Origin of the sequence: Catalinimonas alkaloidigena, from assembly GCF_029504655.1 — a bacterium.
Taxonomy (GTDB): Bacteria; Bacteroidota; Bacteroidia; order Cytophagales; family Cyclobacteriaceae; genus Catalinimonas; species Catalinimonas alkaloidigena.
Map to the genome: position 1 here is coordinate 4,189,346 of NZ_JAQFIL010000001.1, position 26,174 is coordinate 4,215,519.

2 protein-coding genes are annotated in these 26,174 nt (G+C 44.3%); both read right to left on the bottom strand.

Annotated features, from left to right (window positions below):
- Positions 1 to 212 precede the first annotated feature (212 nt).
- Positions 213 to 23,600: a malectin domain-containing carbohydrate-binding protein gene (locus tag OKW21_RS17125; RefSeq protein ID WP_277481372.1), complete on the bottom strand. Its 23,388-nt coding sequence runs from the start codon at positions 23,598 to 23,600 to the stop codon at positions 213 to 215.
- Positions 23,601 to 24,640: 1,040 nt separating this feature from the next.
- Complete coding sequence (locus OKW21_RS17130) at positions 24,641 to 26,101, bottom strand: sulfatase family protein (RefSeq protein ID WP_277481374.1); 1,461 nt, start codon at positions 26,099 to 26,101, stop codon at positions 24,641 to 24,643.
- Between the last annotated feature and the right edge of the window lie 73 nt (positions 26,102 to 26,174).

Consider the following 26,174-nt stretch of genomic DNA (forward strand, 5'->3'; position numbering starts at 1 on the left):
AGATATGCTTATTTACTCTATAGCAACTCAATTGTAGCCTGCTATTGTTTCAATTACACTCATATTTATCAAATTCTTTTCATTTTTTAAGCTTTTCTTTAATGACCGCTGATGGTATTACAATTGTCTTGAATAATAGTATTTAGAACCAGGTAAAAAAAAATAGCTACTACAGCGTAATAGCTACTTTCTAAATTACCAATCTACTTTCTTTACTGCTTCATGATTTTCCTGTCCACCACAAACTGATCGTGTGATATTCTCAAAATATAAGCTTCACTTGCTAATGTGGACAAGTCTAAAGCAATAGCTGTCTCACCATTCATCATTATTTTCTCATCCATGATGATTGAGCCTGTCATGCTTGAAATCATTATACTTACTTCTCCCTGCAGCGCCTGGTTAAACTCAACAGTCATATAGTCCATAAACGGGTTAGGATAAGTACCTACCATAATTGGTATTTCATCTATTTGCTCCCTGAGGTCAGCTTCGGTCAGAACCAGTCCTTTGTCACCCTCAGCTAGTTTCAGCGCGGCCACCTCATTTGCAAAACATGCATTGGTAGCTGCTCCACCAAGTCCACCGGGCTGTACACCACTGGTATTAAGGTGAAGTTTGTCTAGCTGAGTACCATCTTCACGGTAAGCGAATTCAATCGTATTATCTCCGCTGTTTAGGTTGAATGGAGCACCTGCCACTTCATTCCATGCAAAATTATTACTGATCGTCATACCCTGCCACCATTGAATCCAGTTACCTCCATTCACTCTCACCCAGAAGGAATCATTCACAAAGGAAGTAGCTTTCACCCTGGCAAACAGATAGTAAGCTCCGGTCTGCTGTACACTAAAGTTGTATTTTAGGATAGCCGTTTGACCTTCAGGAGCGGCAGCTAAACTACTTCCTGAAAGCTTCACTACATAAGCATCTCCGGAGGCTATATCATCAGCTACCACACTCCACTGATTACCCAATTCATTTGCGCATTCAGCTTCCAGCCATACCTCTTCAGGTGTTAAAGCCGAAGGCTCATCGCAAAGGGTATTCACTTCAATATTTGAGAATTGCGCTGAAGCTACTGCATTGTTATCATGCGCTGTCAATGCCATACCAATCAATACATTGCTGCCCATGCTAATTTCAATACTGCCTAATTCTGTCCACTGCTGAGAAGTGCTTTCACGATAGTAACCCGTGAAGACCGACCCTTCTCTTACGATGCGCAACCATTCTGGAGCACTGCCAGGAGTATTGGAGAAAGACATGTTGCCCCCGGTATTGACTCTATACTGAAAGTTTATGCCCTGCCCGGGGGTTACAACTATCATGGCATGCTTAGCGTTGGCAGCAGTGCTTTCTCTGATCATCACGCCTGCTTTGGCCCAGCTGTCTACTCCTTCCAACTCACTTAGCTGTACTATGATTTCTCCATCGCACGCCAGAGGCTGGTACACGTACCTGAACTCGTCAGAAGTACCCCAGATGTCACTGCCGGATGCAGTGATCTCAAATTCGCCAGCCGAATAACATGCTTCTCCGCTGCTGTTTCCACCTCCAATATAGGTAGCTGTCCAGTCCGCAGGAAGCGGTCCACATCCGGGTGATTCTTCCACGCTAACGACCACCACATCGGTTGCCGTACCTCCATCATCATCTGTGACTGTCAGCAGTAAGGTATGTATTCCCGCCGGCAGATCAACGGTAGGGTTAATTCCAGTAGCGATTTGTATACCACCCTCTGTCCAGACGTAACTCTCAATGATTCCATCACTGTCTGACGAAGCACTACCATCCAGTTGTATTGTAGCAAATCCACTCTGTCCTGCTACCGCCTCCTGGTTAGAACCTGCTGAAGCGAACGGCAATTCATTGCTTACTGTCAACCCTATTACTTCTATCGCTGCAACTGTAGGTCTATTGACTGAAGCATCCATCAGCATGGTCAGCACGCCATCTGTTACTTCAATATCTTCAAACTCCAGTACTAAGTACTTCTGCTGTGCGGCACCGGGTCCTACACCTTCGGCAAACAGATCCAGATCATTTTGAACCAGATTACCTTCCACGAAGATATCAAATACTCGCTGTCCTGCCTGTGCTGTGGGACCATTATAACCATAGTATAGCTCAGCATGATGCGTACGGATGGTATAAGTACCGTTTGGCACAGGTATATTGTAGCTGAGTATACCGCCATTTGTCTCAGATCCCCTCTCTGTCTGATAAAGCGCAGGAGCATTCAAACTTGTGTTCTGATAAGTATGGTCACTATTGTGATACGCAGGATTGATACTCGCATCCGCCGTAAAACTATCTCCATTTAGGTTCAGACTCGGCCCGCCCGCATTGATGCGTAAGGCACTGGTCTCTTCCGGTGCTTCTTCTACAGTGATCACCACTACATCGCTTGCCGTACTTCCATCGTTATCAGTAACAGTAAGCTGTAAAGTATGGATACCCACCGCTAGGTTTACTTTAGGGTTCACTCCCGTAGCAAGCTGAACGCCACCTTCTGACCACACATAACTCTCAATGGTGCCATCATCATCAAAAGAACCATTGCCATTCAACTCTACCTGTGCCAGGCCGCTTTGCCCTGCTACTACTTCCTGATCAGTACCTGCTGAGGCTACTGGTAACTCATTGCTGGCAGTTAATCCGAGCACTTCAATCGCTGATAATTTTGGCTGATTTACTGAAGCAGAGAAGTTCAGGTTCAAGGTACCATCGCTTACTTGTATTTCTACCTCTTTTACCACTGCAGTCATGCTTCCTACATCTGCAATAATATCATAGTTGCTAAGTCCCGGAATTGCATTTCCTTCCGCACTTACACTAAATATCCGCTTGCCAGCACCTCCGGCACCACCGCTGGTAGCCCCAAAGTATATCTCCGCAAAATGCAGTCGCACTAAATAGGTACCTGTTGTTACGGGAATATTATAGGCGAAGCTTTGCAAATTCTGGAGGGTGCTGCGTTCTGTCAGATATAGTTCATCAAAGCTGGTACCCGCAATGCTGGTGATATTGGTATTTGCATAAGATTTACCATTGCCATTAAAATACTGATCGGCCACAAAAGTTTCTCCGAAAGCGTTTATCTGCCCACCCCCAGCGTTGATTCGGATGGCTGAGAACACATCGGGGGCTTCCTCTACGGTAATGGTCACTTCATCAGTGGCAATAGCTCCATCATCGTCGGTGACTGTTAAGGTAAGCACATGTACTCCTACCCCCAGTTCTACCTGGGTGACAGCATTGGTACCATTGTACAGCACCGTTCCACCTTCGCTCCAGTTGTAGTTTACGATCTCTCCATCCGTATCGCTGGAAGCACTACCATCAAGCGTAACGCTTAAGTCTGCAAATCCCGTAGTCGGATCTGCACTAGCCACCGCGGTAGGAGCCTCATTGGGTTCTACATACTCTATCACCTCAATACCACCGATACTTGGACGGTTTGTACCTCCTTCACCTGTCGCTGATGTAAAGAAGATATTGAGTACCCCATCATTTACGGTAACAGGGTTTTGAAGTGCAAAAACGACTCCGGTAGCTGAAGCATTACCCGCCTCGGCATATATATTATAGTTATCAAGCACTTTTTCCCCTTCAATGAATACGTCAAAGAGGCGAGGGCTGCCACCTCCAATAGGAGCACCGCCAGGGGTACCGAACCAAATTTCAGCCATATGCAGCGCTATCTGATACTGGTTAGACTCCCCTGCTACAGGAATAGCATATGAGAAGCTTCCATTATTACTGTCAGCACTTCTTTCTGTCTGATACACTGTTCCATTCAGGTTAGTCAGATCTGTTCTACTGGAAGTTTTATTGCTTCCAGCGAAGTATTGATCAGCCTGAAATTCCTTGCCATCCATCGTAATCGCAGGACCACCAGTATTGATGCGGATAGCAGTCAGGTCAGCACCGCAACCTTCGTCTATCACTCCATTACAGTTATTATCCACGCCATCACAAATTTCAGGAGCTCCGGGGTAGATATCAGCGTTTCCATCATTACAATCTACATCATTGGTAAAGCCATCACCGTCAGCATCTATCGGCCCTCCACCAGGATTAACATTGATACTGAAGTTACGGCTGAATGTATTGTTCACAGCCTGTCCATCATTTAGCGTCAACACGAGCTGAGCTGTACCGCTTAAATTGGTGACAGGTGTATAAATCAGATCTCCGGTTTCCACATTTACCACAGGTTGACCTGTAGAAGTAAACAATTCAGGAGCGTTTGTCTCCAGATCAAAACTTAAGGCCTGTTCTACCTCACTGTCACCATCATCAATGTTGAAGGCCCAGCCAAAGACTGTTTGCTCCTCCAGACTAGTATTGGTGGTAGCATTGGCTGACAGGTCAAAGAAAGGCTCGTCATTCACCGGCGTCACTGAAATCGTGATCGTAGCCGGTGCAGAACTTTCATACCCATCATTCACCTGGAAGGTAAAGCTATCCGACCCACTTTCAGATTCATCGTTAAGTTCTGCATCTGGTGTATAGGTAAGGTTAGGGGCTTCGCCGCTTAAAGTTCCAAAAGACGGAACATCAATAATAGTGTAGCTTAGCTCATTGTCATCAGCGTCCGTTCCACTCAAAGCAATATTTAGTGGTGTATCTTCCTCAGTAGTCAGGTTCTGAGCAACAGCCACAGGTACGAGATTAGCCACACCCGTAAGGGGTATCAGCAGTGGCTTTTCTGAGTAATCATTATTCACTACCAGCGTAGCCTCTTTATCCCCCGAAGTCATAGGCACAAAGTTTACAGTAATGCTGGCAGACTCACCACTGGCAAGCTGTGTATCTATGCCTGTCTGTTCAATTTCAAAGTCAGCCGCATCTTCACCTGTGATTTGCAAGGAAGAAATATTCACAGTAGGATAGCCTGCTTCACCAATATTGGCAATACTGATTGTCTCGCTACTGCTGGTCTCAGTCTCAATGATGCCATAGTCTACACTTTCAGGGGTTGAAGCAAGCAACTGAGGCACTGCCCCTTCTACGTTAAGCGTGAAGGTTTCACTTGCATCCAAACCGTTGTAATCGGTGATCGTTACGGCTATTTCATAGCTTGATTTAGCGTTAAATGGAGGTGTTCCACTCAGCACCCCTGTATTCTCATCAAGCACCAGCCAATCAGGCAGAGCCTCCAGGGTCTGGCTGATGTTAGCAGTATACAGGATCTTGTTTCCAGGATAACCATTGTTAAAGAATCCTGAGAGATCAAAAGTAAAAGGTTGATTCGCTGTGGCTACAGCATCATCAATAGGCAAAGCGAATGGTACCGCTTCCGGACGTATATTGATAAAGTAAAAGGTATTATCATTCCAGTCGCAGTTTGCAGAGCCTGCGCCGCATCCATTTCCGATGAAATCCTGCAATACAATATATTCATTAGGGATTACATTGCCATTATGGTCTATCACTCTATATACCCTCACTCCCAACAATGAGCCGCCATTCTTTCCTGAGGTAGTCTCTCCTGAAACATTGATGCGGAAAGGCTGATTGATAGTATTGGCTGCATCAAAATTAATGTTACCACTATTATCTGCTTTGCGAGGAAGTAGCGTTTGGTACCAGAACTGATTGTGATTGAAGTTTATCCCTCCAACAGTACCTGAACCATTCACTTCAACAAGTTTAGCGCCATTTGATCCCGGCCCACCATGCAAAGCGGACAACTGTATCCCTATCACTGGCTGCTCAGGGTCTGCCTGTACAAACGTAGAAGAAAGTATCAAATCTCCTTCGTATCCACCATCTATGTTAGCTGGCAAAGGAAAATTTGAACTAGGGTTGGTAGTAGGTGTGGCTGTCACTTCTCCTTCATCATTAACATAACTTAGCATGCTAGTCTGGAAACCGAAAGCATCAAATACTTTTTGTGCATTGATTTCATCCCCTCCTTCAGGCTGAGGTGAGTATGCACCATGAAGGGTAGCACTCACATCCTGTGCATTATCAGCATTCGTGGTGAATGAGATGGGCTGCGTGAAGATTCCATTACTGCCGGTACCTGTTGTTCCAATGAAAGTCAGATTGATATCGCGTGACTCTCCGGGCGCAATAGTAATTGGCAGTGCTGTCGGAGCCTCTCCCTCCGGCAGAATCTCAAAGACAAACTCTGTAATATCAGGAATTATGATGTCTGAAATAACTAATGCAGCAGTACCGGTATTGTGCACCCTCATGACGTTAGCGTCATGGACCAGTGCCTGGCCGGGACTACCCAAACGATGGAAAGTATAGTAATCGTCTGCGGGAAAACCACGATCAGTACCCGGCACTTTCGTCATGTTTTCAATCGCCAGGAGCGCACCGCTTGCCGCTTCAACTGTAAGGCTGAATATTTCCTCTGTTACATTTCCATTGTTATCTTCTGCGACAACTACCAAAGTATGCTCACCCACTTCATCTACCACAATCGCTTCGTTATAGGTTTGCACTCCCTGGCTATCCAGCTCGTAAGTCAGGCTGGCGATACCACCGCTATTACTGTTATCTGCTGCCTGAAGGCTAATGCTTACCCTTCCTCTGTACACATTTTCAGCAAAAGCATTCCCTTCAAGTTCCGCGAAGATAGAAGGAGGCAAGGTACTTCCATCCACAGGAGAGAGCCTCACATAATTAACTTTGGTATTACTTCCTCCTGTCCCTTGCGTTAGTATTAGTATCCCATCGGTCACTTCAACGATTTCTGTACCTTCTGCAGTATGGGTGCCTAAGGGGCCATTCACTGCTTCGTCAAAAGTTACGATGGTCACCCCATTTACTTCTACCTCATGATTACTATCATCATCTGTACCCGGATCACCTACACTCACATTTACGTAGTAGAGTCCGTTGGGCAGTTCTATCATCCAGTCACGAGGAGGGTACTGCAAAGGTGAATTCTGATGATTAATAATATTCAGGGTATTTTCTAACCCACCCACACCACTCACACCTCTGTTTCTGGTATTGGCTGTAGCATCGGCAGGCGTGGTGGTACCCGCTTCAACCCAACCGAAAGACAGAGATTCTCCACCTACGGTTTTTGTACCGAAAGGCAGTCCGGTATCATCAACATACCCTTCAGGAGAACTCACTGAGCCATCCTGGAAGTTGAACTGATAAGTCCAGACAATTTCATCCCTTACTGACAGGTTGATGTCCATACCAGCACCCACATAACCCGGTGAAGAAGCAGTAACAGTTGCTGTATAATTGCCCTCAGCTAAGTCCGCCACGTTTACATTAAATGCCATCGGTGAGCCTACTATAACTTCATCTGGCAATACCACCCAGCTTTCTGAAGCCGTTAAGTTTACATTATCTCCCGCAATGCCACTATTGGCACTAAGGGTAACTGTCTGGGCCAGAGCCTCTCCTCCCGTACCTACTATAAAGTTCAGTGAAGCAGGGTTCAGGGTCAGAAGCAACGAACCTTCTTCGTAAGGCTTTACATTACTCAGCACGAACATATAATCCTGATAGTCCCCATTAGTGGCATCCTCAAAACATACCAGATAGCTGTTGGCTTCCACATTTCCATCTCTATCCTTCACAGGATAAATACGGGTACGATGCGCTACTCCACCCGTGTTGATCGCATCTTCAGTGTAGTTAAACCTACCAAATGAATTAGACTCAACAAATATTCCGAAGTAAGCACCCTGCGGATTAAACTCAGTAGAGCCGCTGCTTACCGCAGGATAAAGCGTTTGTGCTTCATCTATTCCATCTGCCAGAATTCCCACTTCATGCGTAGTGACAGAACCTTCTATATTGGTATACCAGCCAAAAGGAAGCTCTTCGGCAGGAGAATAACGTCCTACTGGTTCTATAGAAATATTTCCTGCCCCGGCTTTTACAAACAGTGGAGCGATCACTTCTTCACCTTCAGGAGCAGGAGCAGTACCATTGGAAAGGCTTGTCCAACCGACATTAATACCAATTCCTAATGCATCTACAACTGCCTGTAAAGGCGGTTCCTGATTTCCTTCAAAACCAGACTTTTTCAAAGCATGCAATCCTACATTGATACTTTCACTCTCACCATCATTACTTTCCAGTATCAGGCTGGCTTCCTGATAGCCCAAATCGTTCTGATTAAGATCAGGCTGATAAGTAAGTGTATAGACTGTGGATTCACCAGGTTGTAATGTAATTGATCCTGCGCCACTCAAGCTAAACTGACTGGCGAAAGCTCCACCTATGCTGATACTATTGATTGATAGCTCAGCAGTACCCTGATTGGTCACAGTCAGCTCCTGCTCATCGGTTTGATTGCCTTCGTTATTGACTGTAGTCTCAAAGACAAGTTCACCAGGCTCTACTGCCAGCTGCGCTACCGGGCTAGCCTGATCATCCGCACGTAAGAGCACCAATTGTTGGTTTACACTACCATCTCTGTCATACTGAGCCATGTAGATATTACCGGTATTAATATCTTCTACAATCTCCAGAGGATCATCTAAACCTTGTAAGCCCGGCACATCTTCGTAGGCCTCTATCACATCACCACTATTATTACCTGGCTGTAACACAATGATATCATCCTGTCCGCTAAAGCGGGTTACCAATAATAAACCTTTCATCGCCCCTCCGAATGCGTTACTCTTGTACTCTATCGCTCCGTTAGGGGATTTGTTCTTCCCAAAGTCAAATGCGGGTTCTACATAGTCAGGGTCAGGACCCAAATCATTAGGATATTTAGCTACGTCGGTGTAAGCGCTTTCCTGCTGTCCGGGCAATCCGCTATACGATATGCCACCATGGTTGAGAACAAACTCCCCGCGCAGTGGGTTGGGATGTCCATGATAGCTTCCTTTGAAAGATTTAAACAGCCAGTCTTTCTGCGTTTCTCCACCATTCACTCCCGGAATAGAGGTATCGGTAAAGAGCGTGCCATCAGGACGGCGTACCGGAGCATAATCTGCCGAAGCAGGTGTATTGGGTGAGCTGCTATTATTCCCAGCCGTTCCATTGGTAGGCACATATAACCAACCATTGGTATGCCATACGAGGTCATAGGCATTTCTTACTCCGGTAGAGAATATAGTCAATGGAGAACTGGTGGCATAGGGGTTATACGTACCATCCGTCATCCTTATGCTATTGGCAGGTGCATTATTGATTACACTGATGTTATCCGTAGTATAAGCATCTAACGGCCAGCTATTTTCATCCAGCAGATCCAAATCCAGTTTAAGAACCGCACCAGCCAGTAAGCGTTCTGGACGGAAACCCCAGGCAGCATCAGGTTTACCACCCGCTGTATTACTTCCCTGGCTCAAATAGATATCTCCGTCAGGACCAAAGATAATACTATTGGTGAGGTGATCTTTGAGAGAGCGGGGAAGATGAATTACAACATCCTTCACCGTAGCAAGGTCAGGACCACTCAACTGGCTGATCATACCATCCCACTCAGGGCCATCGGATAAGGTTAGAGCACTATGGGTTACATAGGCGATCAGGTTATCGGCAGTTGCTTCAGGCGCGAAGGTCAGGCCGATGATTAAGCGATTATTATTGTCACGGGCACCATCGCTAGGGTGAGGAGCACCATTCAGCTCAGGAGTAAGAATCTGCAGATTAGAAAGAGAACCATCCGCATTAATGTCCCACCGTTTGATCACTTCGCTGGTAGTACTGCCATAAAGTTTACCATCAGGCCCGATCACTAGGCTGGAGAAGCGATCTTCTATGCCTTCTCCTAAAGCTGCTCCTTTCACCTGGGTAAAACTTACCCCTGCCAGGTCAGCAGTTGGGTTTGTATCATCGTCCGTACCGGTAGTGAAGCGTGACTCAAAAGGCGTAAAGCTCATACGATCATTCAGGTCGCCGATGAGGTTAGCTTCCACCCCGTCTACACGGAAAATGTACTCTGAAAGCGGGTCCAGACGATCTATTGGCGTAAGGATAATGGCATCTCCCCCTCCGGTATCATTCACGTTGGCAGGCACTTCTACCTGATCGTTTGGCCCGTTATCTTTAATCAATTTTACATTACCACTTAGCGTAGCCTTATCCAGTTCGTATCCGTCAGGCGTTAATAAGCCTACGACAATCTGGAAGCTGTTCAGCGCTACACCGGTAGCTCCATCAGCGGGGTTTACCCCAGTGAAGAATGGTTCAGTGATCTCTTCAGGGGTGATGCTAAAATCTTCAAAACTGTAGACAACCGGTACATTCGCGTTTTCTCTACGTTTGGAAGCAAACACCCCTCCGAAGCTTACTTCCTGTCCATCTACATTTGCCCCATTGATCAGGCTGGCGTATAGCGGCATGGTACCCATTTCCACCTCTCTTCCATCATTGAGCGCATAGAAAGCGGTAAGCGTCAGTTCCGCAGGATTAATGAGCAAGCGTAGGGTTACGTTACTATTATGAATAACGTCAAGGTCTTCCAGCATAATCTGAGTCGCATCCGGCGTAAGCCCGTTTTCTTCAGCACGTAATTCTATGATGCCGGCATTACGCACCACTAATTTCACATAATTGTCCTCATCCAAGCCAAACCATAAGCCTGCCTGTTCAAAGTTATTGGAAGCATCTGAATAAGGATTTATAATTGTAGTCTGTAGGCTAAAACTACCTGCGTTTGCATTGAAACCCACTCCCATCGTATTGATTTGGGAATTCACTTCATCGCTAAACCCTTCTCCACTTCCATTTCGGGCAAAGGCTAAGCCTTTAGCAGCATCTATCTGAAGAGTACCTGAAGAAAGACTGAGGCGTGCTGGATCAAAACCAGGTACCTGTGGGTTACTAATGGTACCATCCGCTGACAACCTGGCTGAAGGGGGATCTACCATTGTAAATCCGGTATTCTCAATACCACCCTCTGCTCCTGTAAAATTCAATACAAAGGGCAAAGTCTGAATGATTTCTTCACATGCCAGCGTACTGATAGGCGAACAAGCCAGTACCGGCTTATCATCCGCGCCTATAACTTCTATTGCTGAGATGATAGCATTGTTTACACTTGAGGTGAAATCAATGTTCAAACTACCATCCGTTACAGTGATATTCTCAAAAGTGCGGATGATAGCTGTTCCCGGAGTTACCACCTCTGCATTCATATCAAAGTCAGTTAATGTACCCTGTCCACCTTCAATGTTCACGCTAAACACTCTGTTACCAGTCCCTCCCTGATTCGCACCACTCGTTCCTGGCACACCAAAGAAAGGCTCAACAAAATAGAGATTGACTGTCACTGGTTCAGTGGACTCTACAGGCATCTGATAGCCGAAAGGCAGACCAACACCATCTGTTCCCGCCTGTGCAAACCTGTATTCTAAGAAGAGAAGGTCCTCTTCAGTACCCTGTACATCAAAAGTTTTGGAAGAGATTTCTGATGAGCCTGTCAGGTATTGTCCATCCAGTTGCCATGTATTACTCTGGCTGTCTGTATAGGCTAGCGTTCCCCCTGCATTTATCCTGATTGCTTCAGCTACAGGAGGAGTGGAGTCTGCCGGTCTGATATTGCGGGCAATGACTACTATATCCTGATAATCAAATCCTGAAACATGCTCCTCTGTAGCAATGACATAAGCATTGGCCTCTCCCGGCAAAGGATATACTCTGATATGGTGAGGAATAGCACCGCTAAAAGTATTAAGCGCATCTTCACTGTATAACGTTCTATTGTTGAAAAACGGCCAGTAGTTATAGAAACCGAACGCTTCTAATCCCGGATCAAATGTCAGGCTGCCATTTAGGTTGGGGGTTAATGTTTGTCCGTTGCCAGAAACAGTATTCTGTACAGTGAAAAGTTCGTTCAATGCATTGGCCAGACCGGCTTGGTACCAGCCGAACCCAACAATCGGATTACTACTTTCAGGTCCATACACAGACAAAACCTCCAGTGTGACCGGCGCATCTGAAGCGCGCTCAAACTTCTGTATGCTTACTTCATCTCCCAGTAAACTGTTATAAGTCAAGCCATTGGCTAAGTTGATCAGGTTAGTAGCCGGGTTCTGGTCTCCTGCGTTCACTGCTATGCCATAAGTATCCAGTATCCACTGCAAGGAAGGCTCATTGCTTCCGCCTGTGCCTTGCTTACCTAAGCCACTTAGGCTTGTTTGCTTGCTTTCAGCATCTGTCCCACTTACTTCTATACTTGCAAACTTGGGTCCGTTACTGTCTGGGTTAAATGCCACTTTTATACTAGCAGAGGCTCCCGCAGCCAGCGCGTTAGGCAAGCTACTTTGATCTATCGTAAACTCCGATGCATCTGCACCTGTCAGATTTACGCTGATATCGTTGAGTTCAGCATTTCCGTTGTTTGAAATAAATACGGTATAATTTTCTCCTGCTCCACTGCCTGTAATACCATCTGTCACAATCTTTTCAGGACTTAGAGCGATTACCGGTTTAGGGGCAGCCTGATTGCTTGGCCTGATCAGTGTGATTTTATTGGCACCATATTCGGACACATAGATATTTCCAGTATTTACGTCTTCCACCAGGTCCAGAGGGCCACTTAAATTGGTAAAACCGGGGATACCTGCTTTAGAGGTACCTATATCACCATTCGTACCGTCAGGAACCAATGCTATGATATCACTACCTCCACTATAACGCACTACCAACAAACTACCTGTCAGATTACCATTCTCAGCATTGCTTTTGTACTCAATTACACCATTGGGTGATTTGTTAAACTCAAAGTCAAAGGCTGCGCCACGATAATTTGGATCAGGTAATACTCCATTATATACCGCATCATCAGTGTCAGCGTCCCCCCTGTTCAACACAAACTCTCCACGCAATGGGTTGGGGTGACCATAGTACCCAATAGAAGCATTAGGGTCTATTCTAAACAGCCAGTCACGCTGGACTTTATTACCATTAACGGCAGGAATCTGAGGATAAATATTATGGTCATAGAAAGTGCCGTCCGGGCGACGTGTTCCCTCTATGGAAGCAGGAGAGTTTGCTCCGGCAGCAGTACCGTTCGTAGGTACGTATAGCTGACCGTTGCTATGCCATACCAGGTCATAGGCATTACGAACACCTGTTGCGTAAAGTGTGAGAGGAGCATCTGTATGGTAAGGATTATACATTCCATCTAGGGAAGGAGAGCTCACATCCACGCTGTTGATCGCCTGAGCATTCATAGTTGTCATAGCGTCAAGTGGCCATTCAGAGGAAGGAAGTTTATCCAGATCAAGCCTCAATACTGCCGCAGATAGAAGCCTTTCCAGGCGATTGCCCCATGCATTATCAGGCGCGCCACCGGCACTGTTGCTTCCCTGATTGAAATACAGCACATTAGGTTCTCCGGGCCGGAAGGCAATACTATTGGTGAGGTGATCCTTTTTAGAACGAGGTAAGTTGGTTACAATCAGCTCTTCTGTTTCAAGGTTTAGCCCACTCAGTCTGGATATTTTCCCATCCCATTCGGGAGCGTTATTAAGTCCACCGGAACAATGAGAAATATAAGCGATCAGATTTTCAGCGGTTGCATCCGGATCAAATGTAAAGCCAACTGCTGACCTGGCTCCGTATTTTTGAATCAACACATCAAAGGTTTCTTTATTGGATAATGTTCCGTCCGCCTCAATGATCCAGCGATGGACTTCTCCACCAATAGCCAATCCATAGAATTTACCATCCGGACCTATGGTAAGTGAGGTGTAACCAGCTCCTGAAGCCACTGTTCCTGCTTTGGTAAAAGCTACCTGATCAAGATCTCCAGCGCCCACTGAGCTACCGGACCCGGTAGTAAAGGTAGAGGAGAAAGCTTCAAAGGCTATACCTGTCAAATCAGTTACCCCATCGATCTCAAACCTATAAGTAGTATTCGCTTCCAATGGAATGGCCGGTGTTAGGTTAATTGCATCACCTCCGCCGGTTCCTCCTACGTTGCTTGGTATTTCAGTATTGTCAGCATCCTTAAAGAGTTTGACTGTACTGTTTGTTATAGAGTTATTATCCACCCCATAGTTGCCTATTTCGTTAGCATTGGGCAGATATAAATCATTTGCAGAAATATTGGTGTTGAGTGCGATATTGGTTGAGCCATCCGCAGGTATGACACTGAGTACACGGGGAAGCAGTGAACCAGCGCTCAAAGATTCTATCAGCACTGAGTTTATTTTGGTGTTGGTACCTCCTGCAGCATCTAAGGTCAATGCACTATCCTGAACATTGACCACAACTGTAGCCGTTTCATACTCTTTGGCTGATGCACCCTGAAACTGGCTTATTGCACTAACCCCTTCCACATTGATGGAATGCTGGCTATCATATGCGTTATTGCCCCCTGGCTCATCCCCCACTGTAACGGTTACCTGGTATTCACCATTGGGCACGCCTATTTCCCAGATACCTTCAGTAAGGTTTCCATTGCCCCCTCCGGTATGCCCGTACTGCATGTGGATGATGGTATTCAGTAATAAATCTATGCCGACACGATCACGATTCCGACCGTTAGCTGTCAGATCCAGACCGCTTTGACCATCAACAGTCAACCAACCGTAATCATAACCTTCAGGAGTCACTTTCATACCATAGGGTTGCCCATCATCTTTCAGGTATCCCGGAGGAGGAGTGCTTGCCTCATCCTGGAAGTTGACCTGAATTACCAAAGGTTCAGTGGCAGATTCAGTTACTTCCAAAGTCACGATTAATTCTGCAGACACATAGCCCTCAGCGATAGCGAATACTGAGGTAGTATAAACATCAGGCACTAAGCCTTCCGCATCTATTCCGAAGCTTAAGTTTCCTATACTGGTGTTCTCGGGCAGTATCAGCCAGTTTGCTTCGGGGTCTTCACTAAGCGTAATGAGCGGATCGCCCTCACTCGCTACTAAGGTGGACGCTAAAGCCGAGGTTAAGCCTCCTTCTTCAACACTAAATTCCAGTGTTTTGGGCGTAAAGGTCAGCACGGGCTCCATGAGTGACTCAACACTAAATTCGTCAAAACTGGCAGTAAATTGGGTGCCATTTCTGTGGGTGGCAAATATACCAGCAAAGCTGAGTTCACTGCCTTCATATAGGGTACGGCCATTAAAGAAATTCGTAGGCACTGTAAGTGTTCCCAGCTCAGTTCTTGTTCCTTCATTTATGGTATAAAATGCAGTAACCGCATTGGTAACTGGATCTGCTTCCAGTTCCAATAGCACATCAGCACCGGATGCACCGGTAGCATTAGCCTTGATTTGATCAGGTAGATTGTTTCCGGATGCTCCTTCCCGCTCAACTCTTAATTCTATATCATCATCTGTTATTACCAGTTTAGCGAAATTATCTTCGTCAATGCCAAACCAAAGTCCTGCCTGCGCTGAGCCTGTACCCGTAGTAATCCCTTTCAGGCTGGTACTGATACGGAAGGTGCCTAGCAGGTTCTGCAAACCTACTCCCAGCGTGTTGACCTGATTATTATTGTTGGAACTGGCAGGAGGATCTAAGTAGGCGATCCCTGCCTGAGACAAAATGTCTAGCTGTCCACTTGTCGTATTTACTGTCAACAAAGCAGGCTCGTAGCCATTTACTTCGGGATTACTGATAGCAAGATCTCCATCTCTTCTGGCTTCTGAATGCTCAAGTACCATGGTAAAACCAGTACCTGTTCCATTTCCATCAAGTAATTGACCCGCATCCGCACCAAAATCCAGGTTCAGCGGTAGAGTAACAGCTATGTCTTCACAAGCTAATGTACTGATAGGGCTACAGGCTTCCACTTCTTCTATTACTGCTAACTCAAATACATCACTTACTACTTCAATGCCATCACTGGCTGTCACTTTAACCATCCATATACCCACTTCTGCAGGAGTACCATTGAAGGTACCTTCAACAAAAGTAAGCCAGACTGGAAGGGCAGTATCGTCTTCTAAGCTGGCTGTTAAAGTAAACTCTCCGTCCGCGTCTGCAAATGTATTCTCTGCTATGATGTACTCAAACAATGTACCCGCGGTAGCTGACTGATCCGGAATCATATTGACTACCACCGGAGCATCATATACCTCAGTGAGGTTAAAGGTGAAGGTATAAGCAGCATCACTATAATTTTTGCCATCACTTACACTAAAGCTGAATGAAGCATAGCTATCTCCATTAGCATTTTGTTCAGGGGTAAATGACAGATCAGAAATCTCTTCATGCAGGATGACGGTCTCTTCTGTGATTTCAGTACCATTGAATGTGAGGCTACCTGCGCTTACGGGACTAACTGTTATTTCAGCCAGTTCGTCTCCTTCATCTTCGTCAACAAATACAAAATCTGTAGAAGCAAAGGTATAAACTTCATCTTCATCAATTGTGACCGTAATATCTTCCGATGTGGGGTAGGCATTCAGTGTATTCTTTACGGTAAATGTAAAGATATCTGTAGTCCAAAGTCCTTCTTCGTCGGTTGCCATAAGCTCAACATTATGGACGCCGAGATCTTCATCCTCAGGGTTTGCGATGATCAGTTCTCCAAAAACCAGGGTAACCCATTCTGGACTTCCGCTTCCTAAACTATAGTCAAGTTCATCCCCATCAATGTCAGAAAAGGTCTCCAGCGGCACTTCAAAAGATGTATATTCATTGACAAGAATAGCTATGTTACCGAGCGAAACCTCTACTTCAGGAGCATCGTTTTGTGCTGTCACATTGATACTCATGGTACTAAATTCACTATAGCTTTTACCATCACTTACCGCAAAGCTAAAGCTTGTGTAATCTTCTCCGTTAGCATTAGCTTCCGGCATAAAAGATAGGAGACCGATATTGGCTAAGTAAATTTCAGTATCGCTTACTATTTCATTGGCGTCATAAATTAAACTCCCGGCAGTGGGTTGACTTACCTTTATAGCAATGAGCGCATCCCCTTCATCGGTATCACTGAATGGAAAATCATCAGCCTCAAATGTTAAAGCTGTATCTTCATCAGTATCTAATGTTTTATCTGAAGTAAGTGGAAGGCTGTTTTCAGTTAGAAATTCTTCTACATTGATGATTACATCGGTAGATGCTGAGGCTGTTGGTTCACCATCGTCAGTTACATTTATGGTTAGCGTATATTGGGAGTTTGTGGCAAATTCCAGTGCTCCAGCCAATGTGATAATGCCCAGGTTGTTGATGGCAAATACCTCATTAGTATTTCCTGCGCTAATTGAATAGCTTAAAGTTTGTCCTTCATCCGAATCTTCCGCTATAACTGTCCCTACTTCATCCGCAATATTGGCATTTTCAGAGATATTGAATTCAAAAGACGCATTGACAAATACCGGCGGAGAATTTGCCTCCTGTAATTCTAAGATCTCAATGGCCTGAATGATACCATTATTAACAGTTGATATAAACTGAATATTAAGTTCATTATCAGTAACTTCTACTGTAAAGGTTTCAATAGCAACTACACCTTTTCCATAGCTATCCACCAAATCCAGGTCATCTACTTTTACTTCATCTTCTATCAATACATCAAATACCCTGGCTCCAGGCTCTCCAAAAAAGTTTTCTGCCATATGCAAGGCTACCGTATAAGTGCCATTAGCGATAGGTAAGTTATAGCCAAAATCTGCACCAAAACGACGGGGATAATATAGGTCAGCATCTCCTCCCCCCAACTCATATTCACTGTCGCTTACAGTAGTGGAGGCATTTTCTACCAGATAGTTAATATTCTCTACTACATATATATCACCTTCCTTATTGTAATCACTGCCTCCCACATTCATCCTGTAGGGAAGCGCAATGGGTGGCGTAGACAATACGTTCACATTAATATCCAACACAAGAGGTGTAAAACCTACAGCCGTGGTAATTACTTCACTGTTGAGATGATCTCCTGCGGCTAAGGAAGCTGCACTGATTATAAATTCAATGTTGCCGACAGCGGGTATTTCCGGTAAGCTGAGCCATCCCCCATCAGTTGACGAATTGATGATCATGCCTACTGAGGGATTACCTGTACTTACTCCCAATGAAGTGTTTGCGACAGTTGATTCACCACTTTCAACTTCTACCTGTAATGGTGTGGGGTCAAAGGTAAATGTAGCGGGTACTAACGGAGCCTGCGTAGTTTCGGTAATCTCTACATAATTTATCTTGGAATTGACACCTCCCAATGCATTGATTGTCAGGGCTCCATCATTCACTTCTACGACAAATGTATTGTGGGTCAGCCTCTCAAAACCACTACCCTCAGGCACATGAGTAGAAATGATAGTAGTTCCTTCTACATTGAAAGTATGGACTTCAGGGTCTTGTCCTGTACTGTAGTCTCCAGCGCCCAATTTAACTTCATATACGCCATTGGGTATTTCCAACTCCCAGTATACCTCGGTGCCTCTTGCCTGTCCCGCCCAGTTCCCGATATGATTGCCCTGTACATGAACGAGCGTTCCTTCAACCTTTTGCTGATCAGTTGCACCTGCATACCCACCCCCTAATCGGTTTCGTCCACTACCGTTTTGCGGACTGGTAATATCATGAGGTTGGTCATCGGATACTTTCTTCCAGCCATAGGAAAAATTATTTCCTCTGTCACCAAATGCCTGTCCATAATCCTTGAGATAACCTGCCGGTGGTGTAGTAGCTTCATCCTGGAAGTTTACTTTTATAGATAAAGGCGCTACATATTCAGTAATATTGACAGTAATATCAGCCTCAGCAGCAACAGTCCCGTCATTGACCTCTACTGTTAATATATAAGATGAACTGACATCAAAATCCAGTGAAGCCGCTACTGTGATATTTCCTTCATCATCTATAGCAAACACATCTCCGGCATTTCCAGAAATGATTTCAAATGTCAACACGTCCTCATCGGCGTCACTGGCCTCCACCTGACCTAGAAAATCACCCACTTGCGCATCTTCCTGTATTTCAAAGGTAGCCTCATTGATAGAGGGGGGCATATTGGTGATCTCAATTTCCTCTCCTTCTATCTGAAAAGCGTCTATCCGGAGACCGCCATTCACTGAAGCTGAGTATAGGCCAAGAGCAGAAAGCTGGCCCAGGGGGATATCGCTGGCAGGCGTATCACCTACTGACAAGTTGCTTCCTTCTACAAACTCCAATACTTTCCAATCTTCTGCGGAGGCGGAAAATGCGATAGTCTTCAGTTCGGCATCAGTGTTAAAGTTACTGGCACTGCTGATAGCTGTATTCGTTTTTCCATCATTGTGCACATACCAAACGTCATTTACTTTGATGACTAAGTAGGTAGTATTTGAAGCAGAAGCATGTCCCTGATGCCAGGAGAACTGGATATTTTCATAACTGTCCAGGTTTATGCTGAACTCTTCGGTATATGCAAACCAACGGTCTGATGGAATATTAGCAAACAAGAATCCCTGCTTCTGGTCTGGGGTAGCCCCGGCATTAACATTATCTAAATTTGAAGGTTTACCATTAAAGCCTGAAATAGCTGCCTTAGGCTGTGGATCTTGTCTTCCAAATAGTGTAATCAGTTGAGCATTAGCTCCTTCATAATTATTCCATCCAGCCTCTGTGAGCGGGTCAATTGGTTCAGGAACATTATTCCCGGGATTTACCTCTGTATTATTATTCCCAAAAACTTCTCTATATAGTACCTGGCTGGAGGTAAGGGGTGGAGCTGTAGAAATTTGCAACTGAAAGTCATCAGCGGCAGAAAGGTTATTCTGATCTGTAGCAGTAATGACAATCTGATACGTATGCTCAGTACTAAGGCCTTCACTCGCACTGAAAATCAAAGTGTTAGCTACTGCATTGAAGCCCAGCCAGGCCGGCAGGGGTTGTCCTCCCTGCAATTGGGCAGTGTAAGTAAGTGTCTCACTGTCTATTTCACCAAAAACATCGCTAAAACTAAAACTGAAAGCTGCACTTGCTTCAAAAGGGCCCTGATCTGTTAATGCACTAAGCAGAAAAGGTGGATTACTCCCAGCTTTCACGACTTCATTATAGGCTGTACTTATACGTATGGCCTGAAATATTCCGCTGCTACTTGCATTATTGGCTGATGTACCGGCAAATAAACGCACAAATTCCAGACTCGTACTATTGGCAGAATGACTTCCTACCGGATTCCAGCTTACATCTCCTTCGTTTAGTGGCGGGTCTAGCGCAGCAGAATAATTAATCTGGTTCCCATCCCATACCGCTTTGATCACCCACTGATGACCTGTACCTGTACTTGCATCCTCTGTATAGTCATTAGGAGAACTGGAACCGCTGGCTAAAGCAACCGCAGCTTTTAGCTGGTTTTCCTCATTAAGAATACGAAGACGTACTGACTCGGTATTGCCTAGATCACCATCCTTACTTAATTCAATAAATGAACGGTAGGCATTTCCACTTGGAAGGTTATTGAAATCTTCCACCATAAAATCTACCGCGTAATAGAATGGTACATCCTTTTGGATCGGATAAGGTTGATCAAAGTAATTATCGTCTCCTCCCGTATTATAATTGAACGCGGCATTCCCACTTCCACTAGTGAACTCTCCCCCTTTTTGATTAGTAAAACGGTCAGGAATCTTCCCTTCCTGTGCTACGATGGTAGCTGATCCACCATTGCCACCTCCCGGTACCCACTGAGACACTGCTTCTAACGCTCCCTCTGCATAGTCAAACTCTTCAACCAAAGTAAAGCTACCACTGCTAACATTGAGTATAAAGTTAGTACTGTTACTAAGCGCTTCGCTATCTGTAGCAGTAATTTTTATTTCATATATACCAGAAACAGTAGTTCCTTCTGATGCAGTAAAGGTACGACTAAGTCCATCAAAGCTTAGCCAGGATGGTAACGCGCTATCGTCAGCTAATGATGCGCTGTAAGTTAACCCGCTTCCATCTTCTAAATCCTCAAAAGTATTCTCAGGAAATGTATAGCTCAAGGCAGCTCCTTCCTCTAAGATTACAGGTCCTTCTATTGGATTTAAAGTAACTGGTGCCTGATTTCCACTTGTTAAGCTTACTGAAAAATCATCAAATGAATAACTTAAAGCATTGGTTCCGTTTCTATGGGTTGCAAACAGACCGGTGAAGGTGACATTTTGACTAAATTTTCCATCATGATCTGTACCACTAATGAAAGAAGCGGGTACTGCAAGTATACCTAATGACTCCTCCTCCTGACCATCAATTGCATAAAATGCTTCCGCAGTGCTAGCTAACGGATCTATATATAACCTTAATGTTACAGTGCTGCCCGATACATTAGCTATACTTGCTTGAAGCTGATCACTATTTACGGACAGTGCATTCACTTCTCTGCGCAACGCAATTTCGCTACCGGAAGAAGTTGAGACCAGGACTAACTTGAAGAAATTGTCTTCATTCAGGCCAAACCACAAGCCTGCCTGCTCTGATTTTCCACTCCCACTCGGTGGGTTAATAAGTGTGGTTTTTACATTTAATGGTTCAGAAATACTTTGTAAACCAATGCCTAAAGTGTTTACCTGTGAGTTAGTGTTATTACTTTGTGATGGATTGCGATAAGCTATCCCTGCGGTAGTCGTAACAGTTAAGCTCCCTGAGCTTAAACTCAAATTTGATGGCTCATAACCGGGAACATTGCTATCTGAAGGGGCAAATAAAGGAACTGATGGTGGATCAATCATGGTAAATCCGATCACGTTTCCATTGCCATCTTCTAGGCCATCAGTAGTTGACCCATCAAAATTTAAAACATAAGGCAAGCTTGTATTTTCAATAACTACTTCATTACATGCTAAGGGAGAAAGCGTTAAACATCCAGCAAACGGCTCTAAAGCACCCTGACTGATTAGAAATTCGTCTGAAGCGGTATTACCGTTCCAATCAGTAGCGCTTACCTTGATACTTAGGGCTTCAGACAGCTCTCCTGCCTGAGGGTTTCCTGTAAATATCTGCTCCAAAGGTTCAAAAATGAGCCATGCAGGTAAGTTGCTTCCATCACTAAGTGTAGCGTGATACGTAAGATGGTCATTCGCATCGTCTGCAAATGCATTGACAGGAACCTGGAAAGTGAAGGTTCCTCCTTCAGCAAAGGCTAAGTCCTGCAGCGGGTTAGCCACCGAAGGGGCATTGGAAGGATCGGGTAATGTACCACTCTGATGACCTACCGAGGTTTCCCAAATTTCATATCGTGCAGCAAGATTATTGACAATAGCAGGATAACTACTGGATATGTTATTGAGCTCAGTAGGGTCTTCCTCGATATTATAAAGACTCCAGCTTCCATTGCCAGAGTTAGATTGTATTTTCCATTTTCCATGTCTTACTGCTCTCTCACCGCTATATTCCCAGAATATCTCTCTTGCTTCAACTTGTGCCGGATCGTCAAAAATCTGGGCAAAGCTTTCTCCGGCTAAAGGTTTGATTATATTTCCGTTATAATTTGTGGGATATGCATGGGTAGAGCCGGCAGCTTCAAGCACAGTTGGCATGATATCTTTGACATGCCCTATCTGATCAGTAATGATCCCATTATTTTGTATGCCATCTGGCCAGTGCACTATGAGAGGAGTCGCAATTCCTCCTTCTTCAGTTTCGTTCTTATGTTTCCTGAATGGTGTATTGGACGCATTGGACCACTCTTTCAAGTAAGACAGGTAAGAGCCTTGTTCCCCAATTAATTTACTATCATCATGATTATTTCTCCCTGATACATCCTCAGCACTTCCACCATTGTCTGACATAAACATGATAAGCGTATTATCATACGTCCCATTATCTTTGAGGTATTGCACTAACTTTCCAATAGCCTGGTCCATTCTGGAGACTTGAGCAGCATATACCTGCATACGACGTGTATAGTCAGCTTTGTCCAGATCATCATCATTGGAGCCATTATCGTCAGAAATACTGCTCCAGGCTTTGCCATCTCTGGCACTAAGTTGGGTTCCCGGTGCTATAATCCCTTTGGTGACCATGTTTTGCAACCTGGCATTTCTAATGTTATCCCATCCATCATCGTATACACCATCATAAGCTGCAATGTCGGATTCGTAAGCATGCAATGGCCAGTGGGGTGCTGTAAATGACAGATAAAGGAAAAAGGGATCACTTGTTCTGGTACTTTGGTGATCGTTCAAAAAATCAATAGCAAAATCTGTAGTAGCGTCAGTCATATAAAATCCATCACGCCCGTGACGAAGCTGGTCTGCCGAAGTATAGTCTGTTGCCGGATTCCAGGATTGTGAACCCAGCGCCATTTGCCTGCCATTTTCGGTAAGTAGCTCATAATAGCTGTTCGCTCCACTAATTAATCCCCAGTAGTTATCAAAACCTCTTTCCGTTGGCCAGTGGGCAGAATTTTCACCCACGTGCCACTTTCCTGACATATAAGTGCCATACCCCTCGCTTTTCAATACTTCAGCAATGGTTACCGTTTCGGGAGAAAGATAGCCCAGGTAAGCTGGAGAGTTTCCACTCCCGGAAGTGGTTAAATTTTCCATGCCGGCTGCATGAGGATACTGACCGGTTAACAGGGAAGCCCGCGTAGGACTGCATTTGGCGGTATTATAAAACCTCCTGAATTTGATTCCATTATCGGCAAGTGCATCCAGATTAGGCGTCTGAATTTCACTGCCGTAAGAACTTAAATCTGAAAAACCCATGTCATCAGCTAAGATGACAATTACATTAGGTTTTTGAGCAAAGCTATTGCTTGCACTTAGAAGCATGAATAGCAATAAAAGAAGAACATTCAGGCTGTTAAATTTTGATGGCAAAGAAGTTTTGGGCCACATAGTAGTATTGAAGTATTTGCTGAGGTAAAGATTTGCTGACGCTTATTAATAGATAATTATCTATTAACTCTATAGCATTTATAGGTTAATAGACATTTGTATATATGGAACTGACTAAAGTTTTATCCGACCTATCTCAACATATATTTGAGTAGCAGTACGGCTATAAAACTCTGGAATCAATCAGACTAAAGACAATCAATATTATTTAAAACAAATATGAGCTACTGGACTTGTCTTGATACTGAATCTTATCATGGTAGTGGGTGAACACCTATAACTGTGATAAGCTACAGGTGAAGCAATGACAAGCGCATGAGGAAAAAGAATAAGCATGAAACTTCTATAAAAAGTGCTTATTGCTTGCTTTAATCCAGGTAAGAAAACGTTAATCATAGAGGTAGTAAAGTATAATAACATGTAATATTCATTGCAAATTTTAAGAAGTAGTGTTTTGTATAAGATTACTTCAAAATCAATTTGTTTTTGTACAATAATAAATATTATGAGCTTAATTATCAATATTTATTAATGAAATATTCATATTACTATCTTCTTCATATAAGATTCGTGAATTGATAAATTATAGATAATTTAATTTTATATATGTATAATTATAATATATTTATTTATACAAGTTGAATTCCAATGAAATACATGTGCCTTTTATTACTTTTTTGAAGATTTATTAATCTGCGATTTTTATGCTGTAAAGTATTTTTTAAATTTAAAAAAACCGGAAGGGTAAAATTCGCAAATCAATTAGCTAGGGAATACTGAGTATTAGTCCTTACTTTGAAAAGAACTACATATTACTAATTGTACACTGTCGTAGGATAGGGCTAAACAGCAGAGGGCTGACAAAAGGGTAGGTTAACGCATCCTTATCAGTAATGACAGGTTGTTTATTTATACAGTAATACCTGATCTAACGGTTATTATAAGTGATACAAGCAAAAAGAAATAAACGTTTATCACTCATTTTTTAACAACAGATAACGCTTTAATTTCTGAGATAATGTATCAGCTTTTGCCTGATTTTTGGAGTATAAGTTTTTGACCTGTCCTAAATCATCGCGCAAGTTATAGAGCTGACCTTCACCTTCTAAAGGATAACCTTCAGGGCGAGGGTATCCCGCGCTAAAACCTCCTGAACCTGGACCATTAATATACACCCAATCTCCTTCTCGCATGGCATACAAACCATACACAGACTCTACCAGGAGATCATTTCTCAAAGCAGCACTGGGAGCTTCATTCAGTAAAACAGGCAAGAAACTATAGCTGTCTTCTGCCGTATTTTCCTGATCGATAAATATATCCAGCAAATCTGCCATGGTTGCCATCATATCGGTAAAACAGATAAGCTGGTTGCTGTTAGTATTCTCAGCAATATGTCCTTTCCATCGGGCCACAAATGGCATACGATGTCCTCCTTCATACGCATCTCCTTTCATACCATTTAAGGGGCCAACTGCACTATGCTCATAGCGCTCTACATCTTCAGAAAACCAGACAGGACCATTGTCGCTGCTAAAAAAAATCAGGGTTTCTTCATCAATGCCTGCTTCTTCAAGGTAAGCAAGTATGCTTCCAACAGTCTGGTCAACCTGGTATACGAAATCACCATACATTCCGGCATCACTTTTACCCTGATATTCTTCCAGCGGCAACCAGGGGGTGTGCGGTGCCGGTAAGGCAACATACAGAAAAAAAGGATCATCAGATTGTTGCTGATGGTTTTTGAGAAATTCCAGGCTTTTATCTCTTAGGTGAGGTAATACTTCTTCATGTTCAAAACCTGGAGCAATTTTACCTCCTCTCCAGAATGCTCCCTGTATCGGGCTAACATTCGGTGAGTTATTATCACCTATACTATCGGTAGGTAAGGCAACGCACTGGTCATTTTCTATGTAGTAGTACGGAGGAATATCCAGCGAAGCAGGTATTCCATAGAAGTAATCAAATCCCCGGTTGACAGGCCCGGCACTAAGCTTTCCATCAGGTGCAGGATCTTTCTCGTTCTCTCCCATCCCCAGATGCCACTTGCCTACACAAGCAGTGGTATAGCCCTGCTCCTGCAACATACTTCCTAAGGTCATTCTGTCTTCCTCTATCCAGGAACCATTGAAAATACCTGTGCGCCGTATAGGATACCTCCCGGTGATGAGCCCGTAGCGGGAAGGGACACATACCGCAGCGGGGGCGTGTGCGTCTGTAAAACGCATTCCTTCACTCACCAATGTATTGATCGCAGGCGTTGGAATTTTAGAATTGGTGTTAAAAGCAGATACATCTCCATAACCCATATCATCAACCAGAATGAAAAGAACATTAGGCGGTTTTTCTTCAGTATTTTGGGATTGTTGTGGGTTTGATTGACATCCAAAGAGAGTAATAAGTAGTAAGATGCTGAGGTAGAGAGGTCTATTCATTTTGGTAAGGCTTGAGGTTTAGGTTGTCTGTCAAATAAAAGCATTTCCTGCTTAGCGCACCACCGAATCAGCA

Excerpts from the sequence above, each read along its gene's own strand:
- OKW21_RS17130 (WP_277481374.1), bottom strand. The coding sequence starts at position 26,101 with ATGAATAGACCTCTCTACCTCAGCATCTTACTACTTATTACTCTCTTT.
- OKW21_RS17125 (WP_277481372.1), bottom strand. The coding sequence starts at position 23,600 with ATGCTTCTAAGTGCAAGCAATAGCTTTGCTCAAAAACCTAATGTAATT.